Source organism: Enemella evansiae (assembly GCF_002250705.1).
In the GTDB taxonomy this organism is placed as follows: Bacteria; Actinomycetota; Actinomycetes; order Propionibacteriales; family Propionibacteriaceae; genus Enemella; species Enemella evansiae.
In genome coordinates this window covers 128,812-154,108 of the sequence record NZ_NMVP01000038.1, presented here as the reverse complement: position 1 = coordinate 154,108, position 25,297 = coordinate 128,812, and the positions used below count along the sequence as shown (strand labels likewise).

Here is a 25,297-nt window from a genome sequence, read left to right as displayed (position 1 = left end):
AGTGCATCTCCCTCCCCCTGGAGGGAGCGCGGAATGCAGCCAGGATTCGATGGATCGCCGATGGGGGGCACACCGGGCGGGCCGACAAAAAGAACAGCGGGCAGACCCCGGAGGGTCTGCCCGCTGTCAACGAGCCGGGTGGCTCACTTCTTCTTGGCGGCCTTCTTGCCGGCCTTGGAGTCGGCCACGGTCGCCTTGAACTGGGTGGCCGGCTTGAAACCGGGGACGGAGGTCGCGGCGATCTTGATCTCCGCACCGGTCTGCGGGTTGCGACCGGTACGCGCGGAACGCTCGCGCTTCTCGAAGGTGCCGAGGCCGGGGATGGCCACGCGGTCACCCTTGGCAACCGAGGCAGCAATGGCGTCGACCAGGGCGCCGAGCGCCTTGTCGGCAGCCGCCTGGCTGATCTCGGCCTGGGCGGCCATGGCTTCCAGGAGTTCCTTCTTGGTCATTGGTGTCCTTCTCTCGGGAGCTTCCGTTGCTGTTTCAGCGTAGGGATATCGGCCCGGGCGCACGTGCGACACGCCGCTGATAACTGGGTTGCGCGTCGATTCTGCAGGGTTTTCACGCGCCGGGACGGTTCTGCTCCCTACTGATGCACCGCCGGGAACATCGTTGTTCACCAGCGGCTCCAGCCACGCTAGCAGCCGAAATCGGTGTGTCAACCATCACCTTTTGATAGCTTCCTGCCATCCAGCGCACACCCACCCTGAGAGGCGTTGCGATGACTGGTTACACCGTGATCGATGTCGAAACCACCGGTCTCGTTCCCGAGCGCCACGACCGCATCGTGGAGTTCGCGGTCACCTATGTGTCCCACGAGGGGCAGATCCAGGACCGGTGGAGCACCCTGATCGATCCCGGCCGGGACGTCGGACCCACCCGGATCCACGGGATCACCGCGTCCGATGTCCTCGGGGCACCCACCTTCGCCGAACTGGCCCCCTATGTGATGCGCTCGATCGCAGGTCGAGTCCTGGTCGCCCACAACGCATCCTTCGATCTGCGCTTCCTGGCCGCCGAACTGGGGCGGGTCGGGATCTCGCTGAGCCAACTGCCCATCGCGGGCGTCTGCACCATGCGGTGGGCGCCGAGCTTCGTCACCAGTCCCGGGCGTGGGCTGTCCGATTGCTGCAGCGCCATCGGCATTCCCAACCAGCGTGCCCACAGCGCCGGCGGTGACGCCGTCGCCACCGCGGGGCTGCTCTCCTACTACCTCGACCGTTGCGAATTCGAGCCACCGTGGCGACCCGAGTTGTCCTCGGCCCGCGCGTACCCCTGGCCGACGGATTGGGGGATGTGGTCGGAGTTCCGGTTGCAGCCGCGCGGTTCGGTGAGTCAGCACCGCCCCGATGAGTGGCTCGCCCGGATCATCTCGTTGATGCCGCGCGCCGCCTCCCCGCAGGTCGATGCCTACCTGGCTGTGCTGGAAATGGCCATGCTGGACGGGTTTCTCTCCGAGAGCGAGAAGGACGACCTCGTGCACACCGCGACCAGCCTGCGGTTGAATCGCGGTCAGGTGCTGGATGTGCATGCGGGATACCTGCTGACGATGGCTCGGGTCGCGTGGCACGACGGGGTCGTCACCGACGACGAGCATGCCGAACTCGTCCAGGCCACCCGGATGCTCGGTCTGAGCCCGGCCGATCTCGACACCGCGTTGGCGGATGCCGAGCGCTCACATCACGATGCCGGCATGACCGATGCGCTGATGCAGATGGTCGGACTCACCCTCAATCCCGGTGATCGCATTGCGTTCACCGGGGAGATGAAGCGTGAGCGCGGTGAATGGGAGGCGCTGGCACGCCGAGCCGGACTCGTCCCGGGTGGCGTGGCCAGGGCGACCCGACTGGTTGTCGCCGCCGACCCGAACAGCCTCAGCGGCAAGGCGGCCAAGGCCCGGGCGTACGGGATCCCGGTGATCACCGAGGACGCCTTCGCCAAGATCCTGGGTTCACTCGGCGGTTGACCCGTATTCGGCGAGCAGCACATCGCTGGCCTTCTCCGAGACCAGATAGACCGCCGAGGCGATGAAGAATCCGGGGATGTCGGGAAAGACCGAGGCGTCGACGACCCGCAGGCCCCGCACACCCCGCACCCGGAAATCACCGTCGAGCACGGCGTCGGGGTCGTCGTCGCGGCCGATGCGTGCGGTTCCACAGGCATGGTGGCCCCAGGCCTGGTCACGCACATACTCCGCCAGTCCGGCCCGGTCCTGCACCTGCTCACCGGGAAGTTCCTCGCGCGCGATCTGCACCTCGTCCAGGTGGGCCGCCACGTCCCGGGCGATCTCGATGCCGTCGACCACACCGTCGAGGTCGCGCTGCCAACCGGGGCTGCCCTCCTCGAAATAGCGGAAGCGGATCTCGGGGACCGCGCGCGGATCGGCCGAGCGCAGCGTGACGGTGCCGGCGCGGTTGTCGGTGTGCCCTTTCAACACCAGCAGGGAAAGCTGGTCGTGTCGGGCCACCGCGTCATGCGAATAGCCGGGATAGTAGCCGTGGAAATCGATCGGCAGCGAGAAGATGATCAGATCCGAGGCCTCCCCCGCGACCGAGGAGCGGGCGATGATGGCGGCCAGCGAACCGTTCGTCGAGTAGGGCCCACCGGCGTCGTCCTGCCATTCGGAGAACAGCGCGTCGCCGGATTGCCCGTCGGCCGGGATGTCCAGCGAGGAACCCGCGAAGATCGGATAGTCCTTGCTCACTTGGAAATTGACCGACACCTCGTAGCGGTCATGCAGGTTCGCCCCGACCCCGGGCGCGGCCACCCGGGTCTCGATCCCGTGGCGGTCCAGCTCATCGGGTGGCCCGATACCCGACAGCATCAGCAACTGCGGGGTGTTGTACGCCCCACCGGCCAGGATCACCTCGTGCCGGGCCCGGACGGTACGCCGCCGCGGCTCGGTCGGCGCCGAGTCGGCCGCGGGCGCTGCGGCGTACAGACCCGGGCCATCGAGATATTCCACCCCGACCGCCCGGTCGCCCTCGAAGAGCACCCGCGTGACCAGCGCGTCGAGCCGGATCTCCAACCGGTCCGGACGCATCCCGGCGACCTGTTGCAACCGCTCCCGGCTGCCGTTGCGGTGACCGTCACGGACCGCCACCGGGATGAACGTCATCCCCTGGAAATCCTGGGAAGTGTCGGCAGCATTGGGATCGCGGGGCAGCGAGACCTCCTCGGGGATGCCGAAGCGGTCCCGCGCGGTGCGCTCCATCGCGCCGATGATGTCGAGGAACATCGGCTCCCGGCCACCGACCTTGGGATCGGCCCGGGTGGTGCCGAACCAACCGTCGAGACCGTGCCCCGCCTTCGCGTCCCGGGTCGCGGCATCGTCACCGGGCAACGGTTCGGCGTCGACCCCGCGCCACGCCTCCAGCCGGCGGAACAGGCTACGCATCGCCTCGGCACCCCAGCTCGGGTCGCCGGTCAGCTCGGCCAGACGTTCCCAGTCGCTGGCGTGCGGATAGATGGTGACCATCGCACTCACCGCGGTGCTGCCACCCAGCGTCGAACCGCGCGGATAGAGCACTCCCGGGCGATCGCCGACACGCTGGGGATCGCTGACCAGCTTGGGATCGCGGGCCTGCTGGGCGGGATCGTCATAGTGCTGGACGAAGAAGTCCCAGCGCAGATCGGCGTCCTCGCTGGCGTACGCCTGCATGATCGGAATCGAATAGTAGGGGCAGGCGTGATCGCCGCCCGCCTCGAGCACCAGCACCGAACGCCCGGCGAGTGCCAGGTTCGCCGCCAGCGGGCCGCCACCGGCGCCGGAACCGACGACGATGAAGTCGAACTCTTCCGGCGCGTCCGTCGTCTGGTCGCTCATCGTCGCCTCAGCGGTGGATCAACGACATCCAGTTGTCCGGCACCCGGTCCGCGGGCGCCGGTGCCCCCTGGTCCTCCGGGTGACTGGTGGGCGGGGCGAGCTCGGGTCCGTCACCGCCCTCCTGGGTGGTGAAGTCGTAGAACCAGTCCTCCCCCGGCTCGAAGCTGGCCATCACCGGATGCCCGGTCTTCTTGAAGTGAGCGGTGGCGTGCTGGGAGGGCGAGCTGTCGCAGCAGCCGATGTGACCGCAGGCGGCGCAGCGGCGCAGGTGCACCCACCAGCCGTCCGGGGTGGCCAGGCACTCGACACAGCCGGTACCGCTCGGCGGCACGCTCGGATCGATGGCGGGGATGTCTTTGTTGTCGCTCATGCACTCACGCTACGCGATGACCCCCGGCCCCTCCGGGCCACCCCGTCTCCGGTGCCGGGCGGCCCTCAGAAGTCCCGGCTGCCGCGTTGGCGTACCTTGCGAACCACCGTCCAGACGATCGCGAGTGCCAGCAGGACATAGATGGTGATCGTGATCGGCTCCGAGGCGAGCACCGACCAGTCGTTGTCCGAGTTCTGCATGGCGGCCCGCAACGAGGTCTCGGCGAGCGGGGCGAGAATGATGCCGATCATCACCGGTGCGAGCGGCACATCGTAACGGCGCATGCAGAACCCGACCAGGCCGAGGCCGATCATCAGCCACAGATCGACGGTGGAGCTGCTCGCCGAGTAGACACCCAGGCAGGCGAAGACGGTGATCCCGGAATACAGGTAGGGCTTGGGAATCCGCAGCAGCTGGGCCCAGAGCGGCGCGAACGGCAGGTTCAGCACCAGCAGCACGATCAGGCCGATGAACAGGCTCGCCAGCAACGCCCAGACGACCTCACCGTTGCGTTCGAAGATCAGCGGGCCGGGCTGCATGCCGTACTGCTGGAATGCCGCCAGCATCAGCGCAGCGGTCGCGGAGGTCGGCAGGCCGAGGGCGAGCAGCGCACCCATCGCCGTGCCCGCGGTCGCGTTGCCGGCGGCCTCGGGTGCGGCGACGCCGCGGATGGCGCCCTTGCCGAACTCGGGATCCTCCGATCGCTTGTCGATATTGCGTTCCAGGCCGTAGGAGAGCAGCGTCGGCACCTCGGCGCCACCGGCGGGGATCACCCCGAACGGCAGCCCGATGGCGGTGCCCCGCAGCCAGGCGGGCAGCGTCTTGCGGAACTCGCTCCGGGACAGGAACGGGCGCCCCTTGCTCTTGATCAACGAGTTGTCATCGGCTTGGCCGACCCGGGAGGCGAGGTAGAGCACCTCACCGAGGGCCAGGATCGAAACCGTGATCACCACGATGTGGATCCCGTCGAACAGCGCCGGTACGCCGGCGGTGAAGCGTTGGGTGCCGGTGATCTGGTCGATCCCGACGAAGGACAGCGTGATCCCGATCAGCAGTGCGCAGAGGCCGCGGATGGCGCTGTCGGAGACCACCGCCGAGATCGCGATGAAGGCGAAGACGGCCAGCGCCAGGTATTGCGGCGGACCGAAGCTGGTGGCGAGCCCGGCGAGCAGCGGCACGGTGAAGACCACCACCACGGTGGCCAGCAGGCCACCGATGAATGCGCCGATCGCGGAGGTCGCCAGCGCCTGCGGGGCGCGTCCGGACAGCGCCATCCGGTGGCCCTCGAAGGTGGAGGCGATCGCGGTGGAGTTGCCGGGGGTGTTCATCAGGATGCCGGAGATCGAATCGCCGAACAGGCCACCGAAGTAGACCCCGGCGAACATGATCAGTGCCGCGATCGGTGACAGGGTGAACGTCATCGGCAGCAGCAGGGCGACAGCCATCGAGGAGCCCAGTCCGGGCAGGACCCCGACGGCGGTGCCGAGCAGGGCACCGAGGACGAGCCAGAGCAGATTCTCCAGGGTCAGCACCGCACCGAAGCCGGCCAGCAGATCCGGCAGTTGTTCCATCACGAACCTCCCAGGAGCATGCCGACCGGCAGGCTGAGGCCGAGCAACCCCGCGAAGATGAGCTGCACGATCGCCGAGAACGACAGGGCCAGCAGCGCGTTGAACAGGGGCCGGCGCGCGGCCCGATCCCCGAGCCCCAGCGCCATCGTCATGCCGAAGAACAGCACCGCACCCGAGAGCAACCAGCCGATGGGCTCGAGGATCAGCGCGAAGACGATCAGGCTGGCGACCGCGATCCCCACGCTGCGCCAGTTGATCGGTGTCGGATGGGTGCTCTCCCCCGCGTGTTGGTCGCCCGGATTCCGCAGGATGTCGATGGCATAGATCACCGCCAGCACGATGAGTCCGATGGCGGCGGCCCACGGCATCGCCGTCGGGCCGAGCAGTTCGTCACCCTCGACCACCTGCATGGTGAGCAGGCCGTAGATCAGATAACCCGCCGCCCCGAGCATCAGCAGCGGCATCACCAGCGCGCCATGACCACGGGTGCTGCGGTCACCGTCGGCGGCGCGGTCAGCGCGGTCGGCGTCGGTCTGCTCGACCTTCGATGCCGGGCTCATGCCAACCCCAGATCACGCAGCAGGCCATCGATCCGGGCCTGTTCGTCGACCAGGAAGGCGCCGAACTGATCACCCGAGAGATAGGAGTCCTTCCAACGATTGCGTTCGACCGCCGATCGCCAGGCCGGGGTCGCGATCATCTCCTCGGTGATCCTGATCAACTCCGCTCGTTCCTCGGGGGTCACCCCGGGCGGTGCGACGATCCCGCGCCAGTTCACCAGATCGACCTCGGGGTAGCCCAGCTCGATCATCGTGGGAATGTCGGTGTTCGGCAGCCGTTCCGGGGCGACGACGGCCAGCGCGCGCAGGTCGCCACCTTCGAGCAGATCCCGGAAATCGTTGTAGCCACTGATTCCGACGTCGACGGTGCCGGCCTGCGGGGACAGCAGGGACAGCGTCAGCTCACCGCCACCGCTGTACGCCGAGTAGACGATCCTGGCCGGATCGATGTCGGCGCTGCGGGCGAGCTGTGCCGCGACCATGTGGTCGATGCCGCCGGCCGAACCACCGCCGATCGGCAGTGCGGCCGGGTCCTCGCGCCACTTCCGCAGCAGGTCGTCGAGCGTCTTGAACTCCGAATCGCGCGGGACGGCGACCACCTCGAAATCCTCGGCGAGCCGGGCGATCGGGGTCGTGTCGGCCAGCGTGAAGGTGGACTTGTTGCGGACGATGCTGCCCATCATCACGGTCCCGGTGACCATCACCGTGCCCGCATCACCGGTCAACCGTTCCAACTGGCTCAACCCGATCGTGCCGCCCGCGCCGGGCACGTTCACCACCTGCACGTTGTTGACCATCGCCGGCAGCTCGGTGCCGGAGTCGCCACCCGGGGTTCGCAGTGCTCGTTGGGTTTCCCGGGCCACCAGGTCCCAACCGCCACCGGCGGCCGCCGGCGCCACCACGGTCAACCGGGTCCGCAGGTCCGAGTTCTGGGCCGATCCCGCCGCCTGGGTCAGGGCTGCCGTCACCAACCCCATGGTCACGATGATTCCCACCGCCCAGGTGAGGACGCGGGGCACCCTGAAAGGGAGTTTCAACTCGACTCCTGTGTCGGATTCACGGTTTCACGGTTGGTGAATTGTGCCACGGCAGGTCATCCCTGCCCAAGCCGGCGTGGTGCGCACGGTTATGATTCACGGCCATGAGTGTGGTTGCGGTGGCCTACAACAGCAGTGACGCGGGGCGCGCCGCGCTCCGGTCCGGAATCGCCGAGGCGAAGCGGGACGGACGAGGACTCGTCGTCCTGCACGTCGTGGAGGACCTCAGCGTCGACGCGCGGGACCATGCCGAACGCGAGACCCGAGCCGCGGTCGACGCTGCCGGGGGTGATTCGGACCAGGTCCAGGTGGTGGTGGGTGCTCAGGGCATGGACCCGGCGGGCGCGCTGATCGATCAGGCGGTGCAGGCCGGTGCGGAACTGCTGGTGATCGGCGGCCGACATCGCAGCGCCGTCGGCAAACTGCTGATGGGCAGCACCGTGCAGCGCATCCTGTTGGACGCCCCGATGCCGTTGCTGTTCGTCAAGCCCGACAACCGCTGACCGCCCGCACCCGATCGGGCGGTCGGCCGGATTCGTCGTGCTGGTTGGGTTTCGTGCCGGTGGGTTTCAGGCCACCCAGACGGTCTTCAGATTGCAGAACTCGCGGATGCCCTCCGCCGACAGTTCGCGGCCGTAGCCGGAGTGCTTGATGCCGCCGAAGGGCAGCTCCGGATAGGAGATGGTCATCCCGTTCACGAAGACTGCGCCCGCCTCGATCCGGCGGACCGCCTGATCGATCTCGGCCTGGTCGGTGCTCCAGAACGCCGACCCGAGCCCGAAGTCGCTGTCGTTGGCGATCTCCAGAGCCGCCTCCAGTGAGTCCACCCGGTAGAGCGAGGCCACCGGCCCGAAGGCCTCCTCGGCGAACAATCGCATCTGATCGGTGATTCCGGCGATCACGGTCGGTTGATAGAACCAGCCCTCGGTGTCCGCGGGGCGGCCACCGCCGGTGAGGATGTCCGCACCCTTGTCGCGGGCGTCATCGACGAGTTCCTCGATGTCGCGGCGGCCGCTCTCGGTGGCCAGCGGGCCGATCTCGGTGCCCGCCTCGACCGGATCACCGATGGTCAGCGCCGCCATCCGGGCGGCGAACTTCTCCGCGAACTCGTCATAGATATCGGTGTGCACGATGAAGCGCTTCGCGTTGATGCAGGCCTGACCGTTGTTCGAGGTCCGGGCCTTCACCGCGATCTCCACCGCATCGTCCAGTTTCGCCGACGGCATCACGATGAAGGGATCGGAACCACCGAGTTCCAGCACCGCCTTCTTCAACACGTCGCCAGCGGTGGCCGCGATCGATCGTCCGGCCCCCTCGGATCCGGTCAGCGTCACCGCGGCCACCCGCGGATCCCGGATCACCGCCTCGACCCGTTTGGAGCCGATCAGCAGGGTCGAGAACGCTCCCTCGGGGAAACCGCCGCGGGTGAACAGCTCACCCAGATAGAGCGCCGACTGCGGAACATTCGAAGCATGCTTGAGAATCCCGACATTCCCGGCCATCAGCGCCGGGGCCGCGAAGCGCACCACCTGCCAGATCGGGAAGTTCCAGGGCATCACCGCCAGCACCACGCCGAGCGGATCGAACTCGGTCCGGGCACCGGAGGCCGAGACCACCGACGGGTCGGCCAGCTCGGACCCGGTGAGGAATTCCCGCGCCTTGTCGGCATAGAAGCGCATCGCGTACGCCGACTTCGCGACCTCGGCCTTCGCCTGGGTCAGCGGCTTGCCCATCTCTGCGGTGATCATCGCCGCGACCTGCTCGGTCTCGGACTCCAGCAGGTCGGCGGTGGCACGCATCCAGTCCGCCCGCAGGTCCCAGCCGGCCGCCTCCAGAGCGTCGACCGCCGCCGCTGCGGCGTACAGCTTCTGCTCGACGACCTCGTCGGTGTCCTCCTCGAAGGCGGCGAGCTCCGCGCCGGTGGTCGGGTCAATACTGCGGATGGTGGCCATGGGTGGCTCCTTGGCTGGTTCGGTTCGGGATTCGTTGGGCGGGTCAGGTGAGGGACTCGGCGGGCACATCGCCGACCCGCTTGCCGAGCGCGAGCAGCGAGACGATCGTGACGACGAAGCAGGCACCGATGAAGATGGCAGCGGTGTAGGGGCGCCCGCCGGCCGCCGCGACCAGCGCCGCGGCGATCAGTGGCGTCGGGCCGGCGACGGCGGCGGCGTTGATCTCCTTGGCGACGGCGACACCGGAGAAGCGGTACTCGACCGGGAACAGATTGGTGGTCACCGCACCGGCGCTGGCCTGGGTGGCGCCCCAGATCAGGCAGGAGGCGATGAACATCGCGATCGACACCAGCACGACGTTTCCGGTGGACAGCATCCAGAAGTAGGGGACCACGGCGACCACGCCGAAGACCATGATGCCGAGGTATTGCCGCTTGTAACCGATCCGGTCGGCGACCAGTCCCCAGATCGGGGTGGCCGCGCCACCGAGCAGCGCCGCCGTCACGGTGATCACCAGGGCCGTCGGCCGGTCCATGCCGACGGTCGTGGTGAGGTAACCGAGGGCGAAGGTGATCACCACATAGGTGTTGGCGTTGTGGCCCGACCAGAGCAGGATGGCCAGCACCGCGCGCTTCGGGTCGGCGCGGAAGACCTCCGCCACGGGGGCGCTCTGTTCGACCTCGGATTCGTGCTTCCGCTGCGCAGCCACGTATTCCGGGGTCTCCTCGAGCCGCTTGCGGATGTAGAGCGCGAGCAGGAAGAGCACGCCCGACAGCAGGAACGGGATCCGCCAGGCGCCACCGAGCAGCACCTCCTGCGGCAGTGCCGAGACCGCCAGGAAGGCGAGCATCGCCAGCGCGCTGCCGATGCCCGAGGACATGTTGATGATGCTGGTGAAGAAGCCGCGTCGATGTTCGGGGGTGTATTCGGCGGCGACCGTGAGAGCACCGGAGAGTTCGGCCCCGGCGCCGAAGCCCTGCAGCGCCCGCAGCACGACCAGCAGGATCGGCGCCCAGACCCCGATCGTGGCGGCCGTCGGCAGCAGGCCCATGCCGACCGTGGCGACACCCATCAGCAGGATGGTGAGCAGCATCGCCGGGCGGCGGCCGTAGCGATCGCCGATGTGGGCGATCATCAGTCCACCGAGTGGGCGGATCAGGAAGCCCACCGCGAAGGTGGCCAGCGCCAGCAGCAGTCCGCGGCCGGCGACCTGCCCGGGGAAGAACAGCGGGCTGATCACCAGGCCGGCGGCGACCCCGTAGAGGGCGTAGTCGTACCACTCGATCACGGTGCCGAGCGTCGAGGCGAAGATCGCGCGGCGGGCGCCCGGGGTGATCCGTTGCCTCTCCGGGGCACCGGCCGGGCTGACTGGCATGTTGTCGGTGGTCATCCATTTTCCGTTTCGTCGTTGAAACTCGGGCGTGCTGAGGGTCAGATGAGGATGGTCAGCGGGTTCTCGATCCGCCGCTGGAAGGCACGCAACCACTCGGCTGCGACCGCGCCGTCGAGGACGCGATGGTCGGCCGAGAGGGTGACCGTCATCACGGTCGCGGCTTCCAGCTCACCCTGATCGTTGACCACCGGCATCCTGCGGGCCGCGCCCACGCCGAGGATTCCGGACTGGGGCGGGTTGAGGATCGCGCTGAACTCGGTGATCCCGTACATCCCCAGGTTGGAGACGGCGAAGCTGCCGCCCTCGAGCTCGTGCTGCTTGAGCTTCCCCGACCGCGCCCGCTCGGCCAGATCGGCCACGGTCGCGCTCAGTTCCGAGAGCGGGGTGCGGGCGACATCGCGGGCCACCGGTGTGAGCAACCCCCCGTCGGTGGCCACCGCGACGGAGATGTCGGCCGCGTCGAACCGCCGGATGCTGTCGCCGTTCCAGATGGCGTTGGCCGCCGGGATCTCCGTCAGCGCCCCCGCGACCGCCTTGATGACGAAGTCGTTCACCGACAGCTTGCGCGGTGCCGCCTCGTTGAGCTGGGTACGCAGTGCGAGCAGAGCATCGACGCGGCATTCGGCAACCATGTAGAAGTGCGGGACGGTCGACTTGCTCTCGGTGAGTCGCCGGGCGATGGTGCGCCGCATCCGATCCAGCGGCACGTCCTCGTGACCGGCACCGAGCGGGCTGGCCGCTGCTGCCGGTGGCGCCGCCGGAGCCGGGGTCTGCCGGGCCGGCGCCTCGTCCGTGTCGGTCTCGGGCGGGGTCGACAGGTGCTTCTCCAGGTCCCGTCGGGTGACCCGTTGATTCGGCCCGGTGCCGGGCACCGCGCGCAGGTCGATGTCCTGCTCCTTGGCGAGCCGGCGGACGAGCGGGCTGGCGAAGAGCCGGTCCCGGGCGGGCTGATCCTGCTGTGTCGGTGCGGAATCCGAGTCACCGGCCGCGTCGCCCACCGCGGTGCCGGCCGTGTCGGCGGCCGGTTCGGCCGCCCCCGTCGAGGTGCGCGGCGCCGGTGCCCCGGCAGTGTCCGGCAACTCATCGGTGTCGGAGCCCGAGGGGGCCTCGAGCTGCTCGTTCTGCTGCTCGGTGACGTCCTTCGGTTCCGGTTCGTGCCGGGCATCGGCCCCGTCGGATTCCTCAGCACCGAGCAGGCCATCGACCGCGGACTCGTCCTCGCCCTGGGCGAGCAGCACCAGAATGGGGGCGCCGACCGCGACGGTATCGCCCTCACCGGCGAGCAGGCGGCCGATCACCCCCGCGGACTCCGACTGGAACTCGACGTTGGCCTTGTCGGTCTCGATGTCGGCCAGCGGTTGCGCCTCGGCGATCGTGGTCCCCGGTGTCACCAGCCAGCTCTGGATCACCGCCTCGGTGGCACCGGCCAGGACCTCTGGCATGCGAATGATCTGGGCCATCTCAGCCTCCGAATCCTGCGCGCACCGTTTCCAGCGCTTCGACGATGTCATCGGTGCCGGCGATGCCGGCCTTCTCAAGGATCAGGGAGATGCTCGGTGAGGCCTCCCCGCCGGTCACCCGGGCAACGGGCTGGTCCAGCCAGTCGAAGTAGCGGCGCTGGATCTCATCGGCCAGCCAGCCGCCGTAGGAGCTCCCCCGGTTGCCCTGTTCGACGATCAGCACGGCGTTGGTCTTCTTGATGCTCGCACCGATGGTGTCCCAGTCGATCGAGGCGGCGTCGAGCCAGCGCAGGTCGATCAGTTCGGCGTCCACGCCGGTCTGGTCGATCGCCTCGGCGGCCCGCCTGGTCATGGACAGGTAGCTGAGCACCGTGACGTCGTCCCCCTCGCGGACGACCGAGGCCGATCCCGGTGGGATCACCCAGTCGAGGTCCCCCTCGGGCAATTCTTCCTTGAGCCCGTAGAGATCGACATGTTCGATCACCAGCACCGGATCCTGCAGCGCGAGCGCGGCGTTCATCAGGCCGACGTAGTCGGTGGCGGTCGAGGGGGCGACGATCCGCCAGCCCGGATTGGCGGCGAAGATGCCGGCCGGGTCCATCGAGTGCTGGGACCCGTAGCCGGTGCCCATCGCGACCTTGGTACGCAACACCAGCGGCATCGGGTTCTCCCCACCGAACATGTGCCGGGCTTTGCCGACCTGGTTGAAAACCTGGTCGGCGGCGACCCAGAGGAAGTCGGGATACATGAACTCGACCACCGGCCGGTAGCGGCCGTCCATCGCCAGGCCGCCGGCGAGTCCCATGAAGCCGTTCTCGCTGATCGGCGTACCCAGGATCCGGTCGGTGCCGTACTTCTTGACCAGGCCTTTGGTGGCGCCATTGGTGCCGCCATTGAGTTTGTGCACGTCCTCGCCGAGGACCACGATCCGGGGATCGACCTCCATCCGCCGATCCATCACCTGCGCGACCGCGTCGACGAATTTGACCGAGCGTGTTCCGGGGGCGGCGGACTCCAGCTCCGGCAGGCCGTCGAGCTCGCTGGCGTCACCGCGGATACCGACGTCGACGAAGCTGGGTTCGGGCCACAGTTCGGGGCGGATCCGGCGCTTGCCGGGGTTGTCCGGGTCGTCCTCGACGAGTTCGGCGATCGCCCTGGTCATCGCGGCCTGCGCGCGTTCGCGCAGCTCGGTGACCTCCTCGGTGGTGATCAGGTCCCGTTCGATCATCCTGGTGGCGACGAGATCCAGCGGATCCCGGGCCTTCCACTCGGCTTCCTCCTCCTTGGTGCGGTAACCGAAGGCGCTGCCCGGGTAGGGGCCGTTCTGGTGGAAGAAGCGGTAGACCTCGGCCTCGATGATGGTCGGGCCGTCACCGCTGCGCATCCGCTCGGCCGCTTCCAGGGTGGCCAGATGCACCGCCAGCGGATCCATCCCGTCGACGCGCCAGGAGGGGATCCCGAGTCCCTGTCCACGCACGGAGAATCGCGGATCGGCGGTGGCCTCATCGGCCCGGGTCGAGACCGCGTAGAGGTTGTTCTCGATGAAGAAGCAGGTCGGCAGCTGCCAGGCCGCGGCGAGGTTCATCGCCTCGAGCACGGAGCCGATCTGGGAGGCACCGTCACCGAGATAGTTGATCGTGAGGTCGGTGGTGCCGCTGTGCTTCTGAGCCCAGGCGTTGCCGGTCGCCATCGGGGCGCCGCCACCGACGATCGCGTTGGTGCCGAGTGCGCCGGCGGCCATCCACTGCAGGTGCGGGGATCCGCCACGCCCGTTGCCGAAGCCCTGGGCGAGACCGAGGATCTCGGCGAGGGTCTGCTGCAGGACCGCCTGGATGTCGGGCGCATCGGCCTTCGCCGGTTCGATCACCCCGCCGGTGATGTGGTTGAGCGCCTTGGCGAGGAACTGATGGTGTCCGCGGTGGGAGCCGTTGATCCCGTCGCTGGTCCGCAGCCCGACGATCGAGCCGACGGCGCCGCCCTCCTGTCCAATGCTGGAGTGCGCGGGCCCGTGCACCAGGCTCTCACCGGCCAGCTCGAGCACCGACTCCTCGAAGGCTCGGATCAGATGCAGCTGGCTGAGCATCGTGCCGAGCAGTTCCGGGTCAGCGTCCTCCCAGTCCTGGTCGGTGGTCGACAGTTCGAACCAGTCGACCCCGGTCTGCAGTCGCTCCTTCTTGGGCATCCTTGCCACTCCCCTGTCGTCGGGCGGCCGGTGCGGCCGGTGCGGCCGTGCGTACATCCACCGTAGATGCTGATTTGATCCAATGCAACCGCAGATCGGCGTATCGGTAGCGTAGAACGGGGCTGATCTGGTTAGACTGGATACATTCATCGCCCGTCGACAGAGGAGTCGCACATGCCTGAAGGATCGCGGGGCATCCCCGGCCTGCGTGGTACCGACCACATCGGATTCAACGTTCCGGACATGGCGGCGGCCCATGAGTTCCTGGTCGACATCCTCGGTTGCGAACACATCTACGACCTGGCCGGCAAGCGGGCCGACGACGACTGGATGACCCGCCACCTGGGCGTACACCCGCGCACCGAGATCCGCGACATCCGCTTCTATCGGCTCGGCAATGGCGCGAACTTCGAGGTCTTCGTCTACCAGTCCGCCGACGACGACCCGGTACGGTTCCCGCGGAACAGTGATCCGGGTGGCTTCCATCTGGCCTTCTATGTCGATGATCTGGACCGCGCGGTGGATTTCCTGCGGGCCAACGATGTCGAGGTGATGGGTGATCCGGTGGCGAGCGCCCAGTCGGCCACGGGGCAGCGCTGGGTCTACTTCCGCGCTCCGTGGGGACTTCAGTTCGAGTTGGTCAGCTTCCCCGAGGGCAAGGCATACGAGAATGGGGCCGAACGGGTGCTCTGGCACCCCGCACATCCGCATCGATGAGAGAGGGCCACGCGTGACCACGACAGCGCAGCACGGAGCAACCGGAGCCCGGATCGCCGAGACCCTGCGGGCCGACATCCTGGCCGAGCGGTACGCCCCCGGCGAGCGGCTCCGTCCCGACGAGATCGCCGAGGCGTCGGGCGCGAGCCGACTGCCGGTCCGCGAGGCGCTGCGGATGCTCGAGGGCGAGGGCCTGATCACCCTGGTCGCCAACACCGGCGCCTGGGTCTCCAGCCTCAGCCCCGAGGAATACCAGGAGCTGTATCAGATGCGCGAGCGGCTCGAACCGCTGCTGCTGCGGCTCAATGTGCCCGCGTTGGGCGACGACCAGATCGACGAGCTGGAACGGCTGGCCGAGACCATGGAGCGCTCCGACGACGTGGAGACCTTCCTCGAACTCGACCGGGCGTTCCACCTGTCCTGCCTGGAATCGGTGCCGACGATCGTGCTGCACGAGACCGTCGTCTCGCTGTGGAACCGCACCCAGCACTATCGCCGGCGCGCGACCCGGCTCTTCTACGAGGAGAACAACCGGGTCGTGCACCACGACCACTTCCTGATCGTGAACGCCATGCGACAGCGCGACGCCGAGGAGGCGGAGCGGGTGCTGGCCGGCCACATCCGGCGCAGCCGGCTGCAACTGGCCAAGCACCCCGAGGTGTTCACCTCGAACTGAACCCGCGCGAGCCGCTCATCGAGCAGGCCGCCATGCCGCCGCGCCTCCACGGTCATCGAGTAGGCCGCCATGCGCAGCGAAGCGGAGCAATAGCGGCCGTGTCGAGATGAGCCACGTACGCCGGCTGAGCGAGCGCCAGCGAGTCGAAACCCCCAGGACATGCGCCATCAGCAACTCCCACTCTGCGGCCCGAGTTGCACTCCGCGGACCGCATGCAGGCCGCTGAGTGAGAGTCGAGCCGCGAAGTGGGTGAGCCGGCTGCGGAATTTGCGGCTCGATCGCGGAATCGGCCGATCTGGGCACCGATCGCGAAACGAGCCGCAAATTTCGGTGGGCCGAACGAGACGGCCGCGATGCCCGGGGCGCGGGCCGTCTCCGCCGAACCAGGTCCAACTCGACACGCAATGACCGTGCCGCGCGTCACTCCGACGGTGGGTACGGCAGCAGGCTGCTGGCGTGTTCGTCGACGCGCAGGGCCTTGCCAATCGCGGGGAAGGCGCGCTGCGGGCAGGCCGGACGTTCGCAGACCTTGCAACCCATGCCGATCTCGGTGATCGCGGCATCGACCCCGAGTTCGAGCCCGTCGGAATAGACCAGCCGATGGGCATGGCGCAGTTCGCAGCCGAGACCGATCGCGAAGGTCTTGCCGGGGTCCCCGTAGCCACCGGTCGAGCGGTGCACGGTGCGCGCCAACCAGAAATACTTCTTCCCATCCGGCAGTTCCGCGATCTGGGTGACGATCCGGCCGGGCGAACCGAACGCCTCATAGACCACCCAGAGCGGGCAGGACCCACCGACCCGGGAGAAGTGGAACGGGGTCGCCGACTGCCGCTTGGAGATGTTCCCGGCGCGGTCGACCCGCACGAACGCGAACGGCACCCCCCGCGTACCCCGCCGCTGCAGCGTCGACAGCCGATGGCACACGGTTTCGAAGCCCACATCGAAATGCGCCGACAACCGGCTGATGTCATAGCGGTAGCGCTCGGCGGCCCCCAGGAAGACCCGGTATGGCAGCACCAGCGCCCCGGCGAAATAGTTGGCCAGTCCGATCCGCGCCAGTCGGCGACCCGTGCCACTGCTGAACGATCCCCCGTCGACCAGCGCGTCGATGCTCTGCCCCGCTTCCAGCATCGCCAGCTCCGAGGCCAGCCGGAACGCGGCCTGTCCCGGTCGCAGCGACGGGGACAGCTGGATCACCCGGCGTTCCGCATCGAAGCGGTGCTGATCGGCACCCAGCGACTCGGTCACCACCTCGATCCCGTGCCGCTCCCGCAGGCCGGTGGTCAACCCGTCACGAGCCTGGCCGGGGATCAGCCGCAGCTCGGCCGACAACCGTTCGGCGGCGACATCGAGTTCGGCGACGTGATTGTGTCGGCGATAGAACCAGTCGCGGATCTCCTCGTGCGGTTGTTGCGCGCTGGTCCGGTCCAGCCCCTGTTCGGCCACCAGGGTCGCGATGTTCTCCATCGCCTCGCGATAGCGGTGATGCAGGGAAACCAAGGTGCGTGCGACATCCGGCAACTGGGTGGTCAGCTCGTCGACCTGGAAACCGTCCAGGCTGCCCTCGACGGTGTCGTCGGCGAACACCTCGCGGACATCGGCGACCAGCCGGGCGGTGTCCTGCTCGGCGAAGAACTCCGCATCCACCCCGAAGTGCTCGGTGAGTCGGAGCAGCACCGGCATGGTCAACGGGCGCCCATTGTGTTCGAGCTGACTGACGTAGCTCGGCGAGAAGTCCAGCAGCCGGGCCAGGTCGGCCTGGGACATCCCGCGGTCCTCGCGCAGCTTCCGCAGCCGCACCCCGGCTTTCATCCTCTGCACAAGCCCACGTTAACAATCTTCACACGAAGGGATCCAACGTGTACACGATGTGACACCACACGAGCATTGATTCAACACCTCGACCCAGTGACCCTGTTTGACAGCTGCACAAGCTTCACAGACCGGCATCAACGAGGAGCCCGATGATCGACCACACCGTTCGCACCTACCGCTCCGCCGAGCCGCTCCCCCGCGAGCAGCAACTGGCGTGGAAGCTGGCCGCCGTGGCGACCGACCCGGTGCCGGTGACCGCCGAGGTGACCGAGATGGTGATCAACCGGATCATCGACAACGCCGCCGTGGCCGCCGCCTCCCTCAACCGTCGCCCGGTCCGCGCGGCCCGCGACCAGGCGGTCGCCCATCCGGGTACGCCGGGTGCGACCGTCTTCGGCATCACCGGGCGGTACGCCCCCGAGTGGGCGGCCTGGGCGAACGGTGTCGCGGTCCGCGAGCTCGACTACCACGACACCTTCCTGGCCGCGGAATACTCCCATCCCGGTGACAACATCCCGCCGATCCTCGCCGTGGCCCAGCACACCGGCCGCAACGGTGCCGACCTGGTGCGCGCGATCGCGGCCGGTTATGAACTCCAGGTCGACCTGGTACGCGGGATTTCCCTGCACCAGCACAAGATCGACCACATCGCCCATCTCGGTCCGTCGGTGGCCGGCGGCCTCGGCGCCCTGCTCGATCTGGACACCGAGATCGTCTACCAGGCGATCGGCCAGGCGCTGCACACCACGACCACCACCCGCCAGTCCCGCAAGGGTGAGATCTCCTCCTGGAAGGCGTACGCCCCCGCTTTCGCCGGCAAGGCCGCCATCGAGGCCGTCGACCGGGCGATGCGCGGTGAGGGTGCACCGAGCCCGATCTATGAGGGTGAGGATGGGGTGATCGCCTGGCTGCTGAGCGGCCTGGACGCCAGCTACACGGTGCCGCTTCCCGTGCCGGGTGAGGCGAAGCTGGCGATCCTGGACACCTACACCAAGGAGCACTCGGCCGAATACCAGAGCCAGGCGCTGATCGACCTGGCGCGGCGGCTGGGACCGCGGATCGGTGATCTGGACGAGGTCGCCAGCATCGTCATCCACACCAGCCACCACACCCACTACGTGATCGGTTCGGGTGCCGGGGACCCGCAGAAGTACGATCCGCAGGCGAGCCGGGAGACCCTGGACCACTCGATCCCCTACATCTTCGCGGTGGCGCTCGAGGACGGCCTGTGGCACCACGTCGATTCGTACGCCCCGGAGCGCGCGAACCGCCCGGCCACCGTCGCGCTCTGGCAGAAGATCACCACGGTCGAGGATCCCGAGTGGACCCGGCGCTACCACGAACCCGAGCCGGCCTTCGGCGGTCGGGTCGAGGTGACGATGAACGATGGCAGCACGATCACCGATGAGATCGCGGTCGCCGACGCGCATCCGGCGGGCGCCCGGCCCTTCGCCCGCGAGCAGTACGTGGCGAAGTTCCGCAATCTCACCGAGGGTGTCATCGCCCGGGCTGCCCAGGACCGGTTCCTGGACACCGTCACCCGGCTCCCCGAACTGAGCGCCGCCGAGGTGCACGAGCTCGCCCTGCCGGCGGGTATCGACCCGGCCCCGACCACCAAGGGGATCTTCTGATGCTGCAGGCCACCAGCACTCCCGCCGAGAAGCGCAGGAAGTTCCGTGCGGGACTGGAATCCGATTCTCTGCAACGGTTTCCGGGCGCCTTCAACCCGCTCAGTGCCAAGCTGATCGAGCGTCAGGGATTCGAGGGTGTCTACATCTCCGGCGCCGTGCTCTCGGCCGACCTCGGATTGCCGGACATCGGCCTGACCTCGGTCACCGAAGTGGCGGGCCGCGCCCAGCAGATCGCCCGGATGACCGAGTTGCCGACCCTGGTCGACGCCGACACCGGCTTCGGGGAACCGATGAACGCGGCCCGCACCGTGCAGCTGCTGGAGGACGCCGGTGCTGCCGGGATGCACCTGGAGGATCAGGTGAATCCCAAGCGCTGTGGACATCTGGACGGCAAGGACGTGGTCGAGGCGGACATCGCGGTACGCCGGATCAAGGCCGCGGTGGCCGCCCGCCGCGATCCCGATTTCGTCATCGCCGCCCGCACCGATGCGGCCGCGGTCAACGGCCTCGACGACGCGATCGACCGCGCCAAGGCGTACGCCGATGCGGGGGCGGACCTGATCTTTCCCGAGGCGATGCGCGGTCCATCCGACTTCGAGGCGATGCGGGCCGCGCTCGACGTGCCGATCCTGGCCAACATGACCGAGTTCGGAAAGAGCGAACTGCTCGACGCGCAGACGCTGGCCGACATCGGGGTGAATCTGGTGATCTATCCGGTCACCCTGCTCCGGTTCGCGATGAAGGCGGCCGAGAACGGGTTGCGTGCACTCGCCGACCAGGGCACCCAGCAGGGCCTGCTCGATGACATGCAACACCGCCGCGAGCTCTACGACCTCCTCGACTACTCCGACTACAACGCCTTCGACGAGAACGTCTTCAACTTCCGCGTCTAGGTCCGTCCGACGCCCGACACACCGACAGACAAGGGGACCACCATGTCCACGCCCACCATTCACAAAGGCCTGGCCGGCGTCGTCGTCGACACCACCGAGGTGTCGATGGTCAACCCGGATACCAACTCGCTCACCTATCGCGGTTACGCGGTGCAGGATCTCGCGGCACACTGCAGCTTCGAGCAGGTGGCGTATCTGCTCTGGCACGGTGAGCTGCCGACCCCGCAGCAGCTGGCCGAGCAGAACGAGGCCGAGCGCAGTCAGCGCGCCCTGTCCGCCGACCTGGCCGAGACCCTGCTCACCCTGCCGGACACCGCCCATCCGATGGACACCCTGCGTACCGCGGTGAGCATCCTGGGCGCGACCGATCCGACCGAGGATGTCAACACCGTGGAAGCCAACCAGCAAAAGGCATTGCGGCTGTTCGCGAAACTGCCGGCGGTGGTCGCACTGACCCAGCGTCGCCGGCATGGCCTGCGGCCGTTGACCCCGCGCGACGACCTCGGTTTTGCAGAGAACTTCCTCTACGTGACCCTGGGCGAGGTGCCCGAACCGGAGATCGTGCGCGCCTTCGAGACCTCCCTGGTGCTCTATGCCGAGCACAGCTTCAACGCCTCCACGTTCACCGCGCGGGTGGTGACCTCGACGCTGTCGGATCTCTACAGTGCCGTCACCGCGGCGATCGGTGCGTTGAAGGGCCCCCTGCACGGTGGTGCGAACGAGGCCGTGATGGAGATCTTCACCGAGATCGGCTCCGCCGACCGGGCCGAGGCCTGGCTGCAGCAGGCGCTCGCCGAGAAGCGCAAGATCATGGGTTTCGGGCATCGGGTCTACAAGAACGGCGACTCCCGGGTGCCGACGATGCGCCAGGCCCTGCAGGAGGTCGCCGAGCTGCGCAACGGCCAGCAGCTGCTCGACCTCTACGAGGCGCTGGCCAAGCCCATGTACGCGGCGAAGGGGCTGCATCCCAACCTGGACTACCCGGCCGGCCCGGCGTACCACCTGATGGGTTTCGACACCCCGGTGTTCACGCCGATCTTCGTGGCCGCGCGGATCACCGGCTGGACCGCGCACATCAACGAACAGCTCGCCGCGAACAGCCTGATCCGCCCGACCAGCGTTTACAGCGGTCCGGCGCAGCGGGCGGTCGCGGTCGCCTGAGTTCACTTCCGCGATCGATCGGTGCAGGTACGCAGCAGCCCGAAGATCAGGGAGAGCAGTGCCAGGCCGGCACTCCCCCACAGCAGCGGCAGCAACCCGGCGCCCTCGACAACCACGCCACCGAGGAAGGCGCCGAGCGCGATGGAGGCGGTGAAGAAGCCGACATAGAGGCCGGTGACGTGCTCGACGCGGTCCGGCGCGGCGGTGGTCATCCACAGCTGGCCGCCCACCGACAGGCCGCCATAGGCCACACCCCACAGGGCCACCGCCAGACCGGCGATCAGCGCGCCGGTACCGGCCAGGGCGAGGGTGGCGAGTGCGACCACGATGCTGACGGCCAGCAGCAGCACCGTCGGCCGGGGCCGCCGGGCCGCCAGGGCGCCGGCGGCGAAGTTGCCGATCAACCCGAAAACCCCGTAGAGCAACAGAAGCAGGGCGATGGTGTTCGCCGACAGCCGCGGCAGCTCTTCCAGCATCGGGCGGACATAGGTGTACGCGGCGAAGTGCGCGGTGACCAGCAGCACCACCACGATCAGCCCGGTGACGACCTCGGGGCGGGCCAGCGATCGCGGCCCCGTGTCGTCGGTGCCGTCCGTGGCCGCGGCCGGTCGCGGCAATCGTGGCAGCGCCAGAATCAGCGCCACGGCAAGGATTGCGGCCAGTGCAGTGAGGGTGGCGAAGGCGGCGCGCCAGCCGGCGGCGTTGCCGAGCAGGGTGCCCAGCGGTACGCCGAACACCGATGCCGCCGCGACACCGCCGACCGCCAGCGAGACGGCCCGGGCGCCGTGCACCGGTGCGACCAAGCGGCCCGCCACCGCGGCCGCCAGTCCCCAGACAGTGCCCATGCCGAGGCCGAGGACCACCCGGGCCAGCACCAGCGTGCCGAAGCCGCCGGCGAACGCGGTCAGCAGGTTGCCGACGGCGAGCACCACCATCGCCGCCGCCAGCACCAGCCGCCGATCCAACATCCCGAGCAGCCGAGGTACCAGCAGGGCGGTGACCGCGGACACCAGCCCGGTGACGGTCAGGCTGGAACCGGTCAGCCCGGCCGAGATGGCCAGCCCATCGGCCATCGGGGTGAGCAGTCCGACCGGCAGCATCTCGGAGGTGACGACCAGGAAGGTGGCCAGGCTCAGTACGCCGACGGCGATCCAGCCAGCGGTCGAGGTGCGCTCCGGGCGTACCGCCTGGGAGCTCGCTGCGGGAGAATCCATGCCGCCATTCCAGCGCCGCGGCAGCGCGGGAACAACGCCGATCTGCTCAATGATCGATCAGTCCAGCTCATCGATCCGCGGGTTACGGTGGTGCCATGACCACGGTTTCGGCGACCATGCATCAGGCGCATCTGCAGCAGCTGGAGTGCCTGCTCACCCTGGCCGAGGAGCTGCATTTCGGCCGGACCGCGGATCGGCTCGGTTATTCGCAGTCGCGCGTCAGTCAGCTGATCGCCACGCTGGAGTCCCGGGTCGGTGCGCGGCTGGTGGAGCGAACCAGCCGGCGGGTCGGCCTGACCCGTGTCGGCGCGCAGTTCGTCCAGGAGGTGCGCCCGGCGTACCGAACACTGCAACGGACCTTCGATCGCGCCCGGGACCGGGCCATGCGCGGCGCGCTGGCGGAGCTGCGGATCGGTTTCACCGGGATGGTGTACGAGGAGATCACCGGCACCTTCCGGGCCCTGCACCAACAGCACGGGGTCGCGGTGCACACCCATGACCTGCCGCTGGGCTCACCGTTCACCGCGCTGCTGGACGGTGAGGTGGATGCGGTGATCGCCGAGCTGCCGGTGCATGAGCCGGAGCTGACCGTCGGATTCCGTTTCCCGGCCCAGGATCAGTTCGTCCTGGTGCATGCCGACCATGGGTTGGCCGACCGGGATTCGCTGGAGGTCGAGGAGCTGGCCGGGCTCGATCTGCTGCATCGGATCGGGGATGCGCCGCACTACTGGAAGGCGGCACGTACGCCCCCGGCGACCCCGGCCGGGGTACCGATCCTTTCCACCGCGGGAATCACCAGCATCCAGCAGGGGTTGGCGCTGGCCGCCTCCGGCGAACACGCGATGCTGGTCTGCCGGCCGCTCGTCGAGCATCATGCCCGCGCCGACCTGCGGGCCCTCCCGGTACGCGGGTTGGAGGCGACCAGTCAGCTGGGGTTGATCTGGCGGACCGATCATCGGACCCCGGCGTTGGCCGCACTGGCCGAGTTGTTGGAGCAGGCGGGCCACCGATGATGCGCCATGACCCACATGTGCCGTGCACTGTTGCGCGCCCGCACAGGGGTCCTGCGAAGGTTGGCCTGATGTCGCGCTCCGCGCTGGTCTAGTCGAGGGTGCCGAGCAGGTCGCCCAGGCGACGCAGCACGTGGCTGCGCCAGCCGCCGTCCATGAACCGGCGGGCGAGCTGCTGGTTGGCGTCGTCCGGATCGAAACCCGTGTGCTCGAGGAACACCCGCGTCCCGCTGCCTTCGGCGACGAGCGTCCAGGTGACCTCGGTGGCCAACTGGTCGGGGTGCTCGGCGTCGGTCCAGCTGATCCGCAGCCGCTGCTGCGGTACCAGGTCGAGCACCTCGCAGGCGATCGTTCCGGAGAAGCCGGTCTGGGCGACCGGGCGAGTCTGGAAGGTGAAGTGGTGGCCGATGGTCGGTTCGAAGTCGTTGGGCATCAGCCACTGCGCCATCAACGCAGGCGTGGTGAGCGCCCGCCATACCTTGGCCGGCGGGTGCGAGAAGAACTGGTCCACCTCGATGGCCTGCAGATTCTCAACGGTCATTGGTCTTCCTCCATTTGTTCGAGTACGTCACCGAGTGCGGTCAGCCGGTCGCGCCAGAACCGCTCGTAGGGGGTCAGCCAGTCGATCAGCTCGGCCATCGGTGCGGCCGTCACCCGATAGAACCGGTGCCGCCCGTCCTGGCGCTCGGTGACCAGGCCGGCTTCGCGGAGCGCCCGGAGATGTTCGGAGACACTCGGGCGGGCCATGTCGAACCGGGCCGCCAGCTCACCCGCCGTCAGTTCCCCGCCCAGCAGCGCATCGAGGATGTCGCGACGAGTGGGATTCGCCAGGGCACCGAACACCTCATCCAGTGGCTCGGTCTTCGATCGGCGTGGCATGCCGACAATCTACGTAGGTTTTTTCCTACCTGTCAATGGCCCCGTCGCCGCCCCCTCAGGCGGTTGAGGCCGGGCGATTCCGGCCGCGCGGCTCCGCGAGCATGTCGGGACTGCTCGATCACGATGTAGGTGCGGTCGAGTCGCCGAGGTCCTCCACCCGACCAGTCCTGGAAGGCGCACCGCGGCCGATCAGGCGGCGTGAACCGTCTGCTGGTGAGGGGTGAATGGCCTTGTCAGGCCGGGATCGTGCAGGTGGTGGAGCTAAGGGGATTCGAACCCCTGACCTTCTCATTGCGAACGAGACGCGCTACCAACTGCGCCATAGCCCCATGCTCTGTGAGCCCATTCAGACTAGCACCGACCCCGCGATGGGTGAAATCGCGTTCCCTGCCCCGGGGTGCGTGCACTGGGACATGCAGTAGTCGCGGAGTTCCATGATCAAACCCAGTGGGACTGGGTTTGGCGGAGGCCGGGTTTCGGGTACTGCATGTCCCAGCGTTCGGGCGGCTGGTTCATCTCGACACGGCCGCCATTGCTCCGCTGCGCTCCGCATGGCGCCTACTCGATGAACGGTAGGCAGCTGCGCGCATAGGCTGGCGATATGGCGAACAACCAACTGACCCTGCGAGACGCCGACGATGTCCAGACCGCGCCGGTGGTGGCGCTGGGACTGATCGGCGGTTATCTGGTGGCCCGCGAATCCGGGATCCGCGCGCTCGGCGGTGTGGTGCTCGGTGGGCTCGGACTGTTGGCCGGTCGGACCTGGCTGGCGCGTCGTGGGCCGGCTGTGGCGGCCGGCCTCGGCGCCGGCTATCTGCTGGCCTTCGGAGCCTCGCATCCGCTGGCCAAGAAGATCGGGGCCTGGCCGTCTGTGCTCACCGTGACCGCGGCGGCCGCCGGGGCCGCATACGTGGTCAGCGACCGCGACTGACGGGGTTTCGACTCGC

At 68.3% G+C, this 25,297-nt stretch carries 23 protein-coding genes and 1 tRNA gene; 9 read left to right on the top strand and 15 right to left on the bottom strand.

All coding sequences use genetic code 11. The features are described from left to right. Positions 1-143: 143 nt before the first annotated feature. Complete coding sequence (locus tag BI335_RS20790) at positions 144-452, bottom strand: HU family DNA-binding protein (RefSeq protein ID WP_094355605.1); 309 nt, start codon at positions 450-452, stop codon at positions 144-146. Between the two features lie 272 nt (positions 453-724). On the opposite strand from BI335_RS20790, the gene BI335_RS20785 reads away from it, so the two are divergent. After that, positions 725-1,969, top strand: coding sequence for an exonuclease domain-containing protein (locus tag BI335_RS20785; protein WP_094433346.1), 1,245 nt, complete (start codon positions 725-727; stop codon positions 1,967-1,969). Here BI335_RS20785 and BI335_RS20780 read toward each other — a convergent pair. From BI335_RS20780 to BI335_RS20760, 5 genes are all read right to left on the bottom strand, one after another. Next, positions 1,955-3,829, bottom strand: a complete 1,875-nt coding sequence (locus BI335_RS20780) for a GMC family oxidoreductase (RefSeq protein WP_094433344.1) — start codon at positions 3,827-3,829, stop codon at positions 1,955-1,957. The genes BI335_RS20785 and BI335_RS20780 overlap by 15 nt on opposite strands. Before the next feature lie 7 nt (positions 3,830-3,836). Then, on the bottom strand, positions 3,837-4,199 hold the full coding sequence (locus BI335_RS20775; protein WP_094406054.1) for a UBP-type zinc finger domain-containing protein: 363 nt from the start codon (positions 4,197-4,199) through the stop codon (positions 3,837-3,839). A 65-nt stretch (positions 4,200-4,264) separates the two neighbouring features. Beyond that, entirely contained in the window at positions 4,265-5,770 is a 1,506-nt protein-coding gene (locus BI335_RS20770; protein WP_094433342.1) for a tripartite tricarboxylate transporter permease, read from the bottom strand. Then, positions 5,770-6,330: a tripartite tricarboxylate transporter TctB family protein gene (locus tag BI335_RS20765; RefSeq protein WP_094433340.1), complete on the bottom strand. Its 561-nt coding sequence runs from the start codon at positions 6,328-6,330 to the stop codon at positions 5,770-5,772. The genes BI335_RS20770 and BI335_RS20765 overlap by 1 nt, the downstream gene beginning before the upstream one ends. Beyond that, a complete protein-coding gene (locus BI335_RS20760) occupies positions 6,327-7,307 on the bottom strand; it encodes a Bug family tripartite tricarboxylate transporter substrate binding protein (RefSeq protein WP_094433399.1) in 981 nt (326 codons plus the stop codon). Before BI335_RS20760 ends, BI335_RS20765 begins: the two co-directional genes overlap by 4 nt. A 164-nt stretch (positions 7,308-7,471) precedes the next feature. Here BI335_RS20760 and BI335_RS20755 point away from each other — a divergent pair, with 164 nt between their 5' ends. Beyond that, complete coding sequence (locus BI335_RS20755; protein ID WP_094433338.1) at positions 7,472-7,870, top strand: universal stress protein; 399 nt, start codon at positions 7,472-7,474, stop codon at positions 7,868-7,870. A gap of 66 nt (positions 7,871-7,936) precedes the next feature. Here the strand turns inward: BI335_RS20755 and BI335_RS20750 are convergent, their stop codons facing one another. From BI335_RS20750 to BI335_RS20735, 4 genes are read right to left on the bottom strand one after another with little or no spacing between them, the layout of a single operon-like run. Beyond that, positions 7,937-9,319 (bottom strand): aldehyde dehydrogenase family protein, encoded by a 1,383-nt coding sequence (locus tag BI335_RS20750; protein WP_094433336.1) that lies wholly within the window; start codon positions 9,317-9,319, stop codon positions 7,937-7,939. A gap of 43 nt (positions 9,320-9,362) precedes the next feature. Next, positions 9,363-10,709, bottom strand: a complete 1,347-nt coding sequence (locus BI335_RS20745; RefSeq protein ID WP_208109412.1) for an MFS transporter — start codon at positions 10,707-10,709, stop codon at positions 9,363-9,365. A gap of 41 nt (positions 10,710-10,750) precedes the next feature. Then, positions 10,751-12,154 carry a dihydrolipoamide acetyltransferase family protein gene (locus tag BI335_RS20740; protein ID WP_208109411.1) on the bottom strand — a complete coding sequence of 468 codons (1,404 nt, stop codon included), beginning with the start codon at positions 12,152-12,154 and terminating at the stop codon, positions 10,751-10,753. Between the two features lie 19 nt (positions 12,155-12,173). Beyond that, positions 12,174-14,354, bottom strand: coding sequence for an alpha-ketoacid dehydrogenase subunit alpha/beta (locus tag BI335_RS20735; RefSeq protein ID WP_094433332.1), 2,181 nt, complete (start codon positions 14,352-14,354; stop codon positions 12,174-12,176). 174 nt (positions 14,355-14,528) lie between these two features. Between BI335_RS20735 and BI335_RS20730 the strand changes: the two genes are divergently transcribed. Further along, positions 14,529-15,071, top strand: a complete 543-nt coding sequence (locus tag BI335_RS20730) for a VOC family protein (protein ID WP_094433330.1) — start codon at positions 14,529-14,531, stop codon at positions 15,069-15,071. Positions 15,072-15,084: 13 nt separating this feature from the next. After that, positions 15,085-15,747 carry a GntR family transcriptional regulator gene (locus BI335_RS20725; protein ID WP_208109410.1) on the top strand — a complete coding sequence of 221 codons (663 nt, stop codon included), beginning with the start codon at positions 15,085-15,087 and terminating at the stop codon, positions 15,745-15,747. A gap of 420 nt (positions 15,748-16,167) precedes the next feature. Here the strand turns inward: BI335_RS20725 and BI335_RS20720 are convergent, their stop codons facing one another. Beyond that, positions 16,168-17,559 carry a short-chain fatty acyl-CoA regulator family protein gene (locus tag BI335_RS20720; protein ID WP_229119717.1) on the bottom strand — a complete coding sequence of 464 codons (1,392 nt, stop codon included), beginning with the start codon at positions 17,557-17,559 and terminating at the stop codon, positions 16,168-16,170. Between the two features lie 152 nt (positions 17,560-17,711). On the opposite strand from BI335_RS20720, the gene BI335_RS20715 reads away from it, so the two are divergent. The 3 genes from BI335_RS20715 to BI335_RS20705 are packed head-to-tail and all read left to right on the top strand — an operon-like array spanning position 17,712 to position 21,247. After that, positions 17,712-19,193, top strand: a complete 1,482-nt coding sequence (locus tag BI335_RS20715) for an MmgE/PrpD family protein (RefSeq protein ID WP_094433326.1) — start codon at positions 17,712-17,714, stop codon at positions 19,191-19,193. Continuing rightward, positions 19,193-20,086 (top strand): methylisocitrate lyase, encoded by an 894-nt coding sequence (gene prpB / locus BI335_RS20710; protein ID WP_094433324.1) that lies wholly within the window; start codon positions 19,193-19,195, stop codon positions 20,084-20,086. The genes BI335_RS20715 and prpB overlap by 1 nt, the downstream gene beginning before the upstream one ends. A gap of 42 nt (positions 20,087-20,128) precedes the next feature. Then, positions 20,129-21,247, top strand: coding sequence for a bifunctional 2-methylcitrate synthase/citrate synthase (locus BI335_RS20705; protein ID WP_094433322.1), 1,119 nt, complete (start codon positions 20,129-20,131; stop codon positions 21,245-21,247). A gap of 2 nt (positions 21,248-21,249) precedes the next feature. Here the strand turns inward: BI335_RS20705 and BI335_RS20700 are convergent, their stop codons facing one another. Then, positions 21,250-22,461 carry an MFS transporter gene (locus BI335_RS20700; protein ID WP_094433320.1) on the bottom strand — a complete coding sequence of 404 codons (1,212 nt, stop codon included), beginning with the start codon at positions 22,459-22,461 and terminating at the stop codon, positions 21,250-21,252. A 95-nt stretch (positions 22,462-22,556) separates the two neighbouring features. Between BI335_RS20700 and BI335_RS20695 the strand changes: the two genes are divergently transcribed. Then, positions 22,557-23,474 carry a LysR family transcriptional regulator gene (locus tag BI335_RS20695; protein WP_208109409.1) on the top strand — a complete coding sequence of 306 codons (918 nt, stop codon included), beginning with the start codon at positions 22,557-22,559 and terminating at the stop codon, positions 23,472-23,474. Between the two features lie 88 nt (positions 23,475-23,562). Here the strand turns inward: BI335_RS20695 and BI335_RS20690 are convergent, their stop codons facing one another. The 3 genes from BI335_RS20690 to BI335_RS20680 form a co-directional block, all read right to left on the bottom strand. Then, positions 23,563-24,012, bottom strand: coding sequence for an SRPBCC family protein (locus BI335_RS20690; protein ID WP_094433318.1), 450 nt, complete (start codon positions 24,010-24,012; stop codon positions 23,563-23,565). Next, positions 24,009-24,350, bottom strand: a complete 342-nt coding sequence (locus BI335_RS20685) for an ArsR/SmtB family transcription factor (RefSeq protein WP_094427639.1) — start codon at positions 24,348-24,350, stop codon at positions 24,009-24,011. Before BI335_RS20685 ends, BI335_RS20690 begins: the two co-directional genes overlap by 4 nt. A gap of 253 nt (positions 24,351-24,603) precedes the next feature. Next, positions 24,604-24,679, bottom strand: a tRNA-Ala gene (locus BI335_RS20680). Positions 24,680-24,966: 287 nt separating this feature from the next. On the opposite strand from BI335_RS20680, the gene BI335_RS20675 reads away from it, so the two are divergent. Continuing rightward, positions 24,967-25,281, top strand: a complete 315-nt coding sequence (locus BI335_RS20675) for a hypothetical protein (RefSeq protein WP_208109415.1) — start codon at positions 24,967-24,969, stop codon at positions 25,279-25,281. Positions 25,282-25,297 lie beyond the last annotated feature (16 nt).

Coding starts and splice junctions, on each gene's coding strand:
- BI335_RS20790 (WP_094355605.1), bottom strand. CDS start 452: ATGACCAAGAAGGAACTCCTGGAAGCCATGGCCGCCCAGGCCGAGATC.
- BI335_RS20785 (WP_094433346.1), top strand. CDS start 725: ATGACTGGTTACACCGTGATCGATGTCGAAACCACCGGTCTCGTTCCC.
- BI335_RS20780 (WP_094433344.1), bottom strand. CDS start 3,829: ATGAGCGACCAGACGACGGACGCGCCGGAAGAGTTCGACTTCATCGTC.
- BI335_RS20775 (WP_094406054.1), bottom strand. CDS start 4,199: ATGAGCGACAACAAAGACATCCCCGCCATCGATCCGAGCGTGCCGCCG.
- BI335_RS20770 (WP_094433342.1), bottom strand. CDS start 5,770: ATGGAACAACTGCCGGATCTGCTGGCCGGCTTCGGTGCGGTGCTGACC.
- BI335_RS20765 (WP_094433340.1), bottom strand. CDS start 6,330: ATGAGCCCGGCATCGAAGGTCGAGCAGACCGACGCCGACCGCGCTGAC.
- BI335_RS20760 (WP_094433399.1), bottom strand. CDS start 7,307: ATGGGGTTGGTGACGGCAGCCCTGACCCAGGCGGCGGGATCGGCCCAG.
- BI335_RS20755 (WP_094433338.1), top strand. CDS start 7,472: ATGAGTGTGGTTGCGGTGGCCTACAACAGCAGTGACGCGGGGCGCGCC.
- BI335_RS20750 (WP_094433336.1), bottom strand. CDS start 9,319: ATGGCCACCATCCGCAGTATTGACCCGACCACCGGCGCGGAGCTCGCC.
- BI335_RS20745 (WP_208109412.1), bottom strand. CDS start 10,709: ATGACCACCGACAACATGCCAGTCAGCCCGGCCGGTGCCCCGGAGAGG.
- BI335_RS20740 (WP_208109411.1), bottom strand. CDS start 12,154: ATGCCAGAGGTCCTGGCCGGTGCCACCGAGGCGGTGATCCAGAGCTGG.
- BI335_RS20735 (WP_094433332.1), bottom strand. CDS start 14,354: ATGCCCAAGAAGGAGCGACTGCAGACCGGGGTCGACTGGTTCGAACTG.
- BI335_RS20730 (WP_094433330.1), top strand. CDS start 14,529: ATGCCTGAAGGATCGCGGGGCATCCCCGGCCTGCGTGGTACCGACCAC.
- BI335_RS20720 (WP_229119717.1), bottom strand. CDS start 17,559: ATGAAAGCCGGGGTGCGGCTGCGGAAGCTGCGCGAGGACCGCGGGATG.
- BI335_RS20715 (WP_094433326.1), top strand. CDS start 17,712: ATGATCGACCACACCGTTCGCACCTACCGCTCCGCCGAGCCGCTCCCC.
- prpB (WP_094433324.1), top strand. CDS start 19,193: ATGCTGCAGGCCACCAGCACTCCCGCCGAGAAGCGCAGGAAGTTCCGT.
- BI335_RS20705 (WP_094433322.1), top strand. CDS start 20,129: ATGTCCACGCCCACCATTCACAAAGGCCTGGCCGGCGTCGTCGTCGAC.
- BI335_RS20700 (WP_094433320.1), bottom strand. CDS start 22,461: ATGGATTCTCCCGCAGCGAGCTCCCAGGCGGTACGCCCGGAGCGCACC.
- BI335_RS20695 (WP_208109409.1), top strand. CDS start 22,557: ATGACCACGGTTTCGGCGACCATGCATCAGGCGCATCTGCAGCAGCTG.
- BI335_RS20690 (WP_094433318.1), bottom strand. CDS start 24,012: ATGACCGTTGAGAATCTGCAGGCCATCGAGGTGGACCAGTTCTTCTCG.
- BI335_RS20685 (WP_094427639.1), bottom strand. CDS start 24,350: ATGCCACGCCGATCGAAGACCGAGCCACTGGATGAGGTGTTCGGTGCC.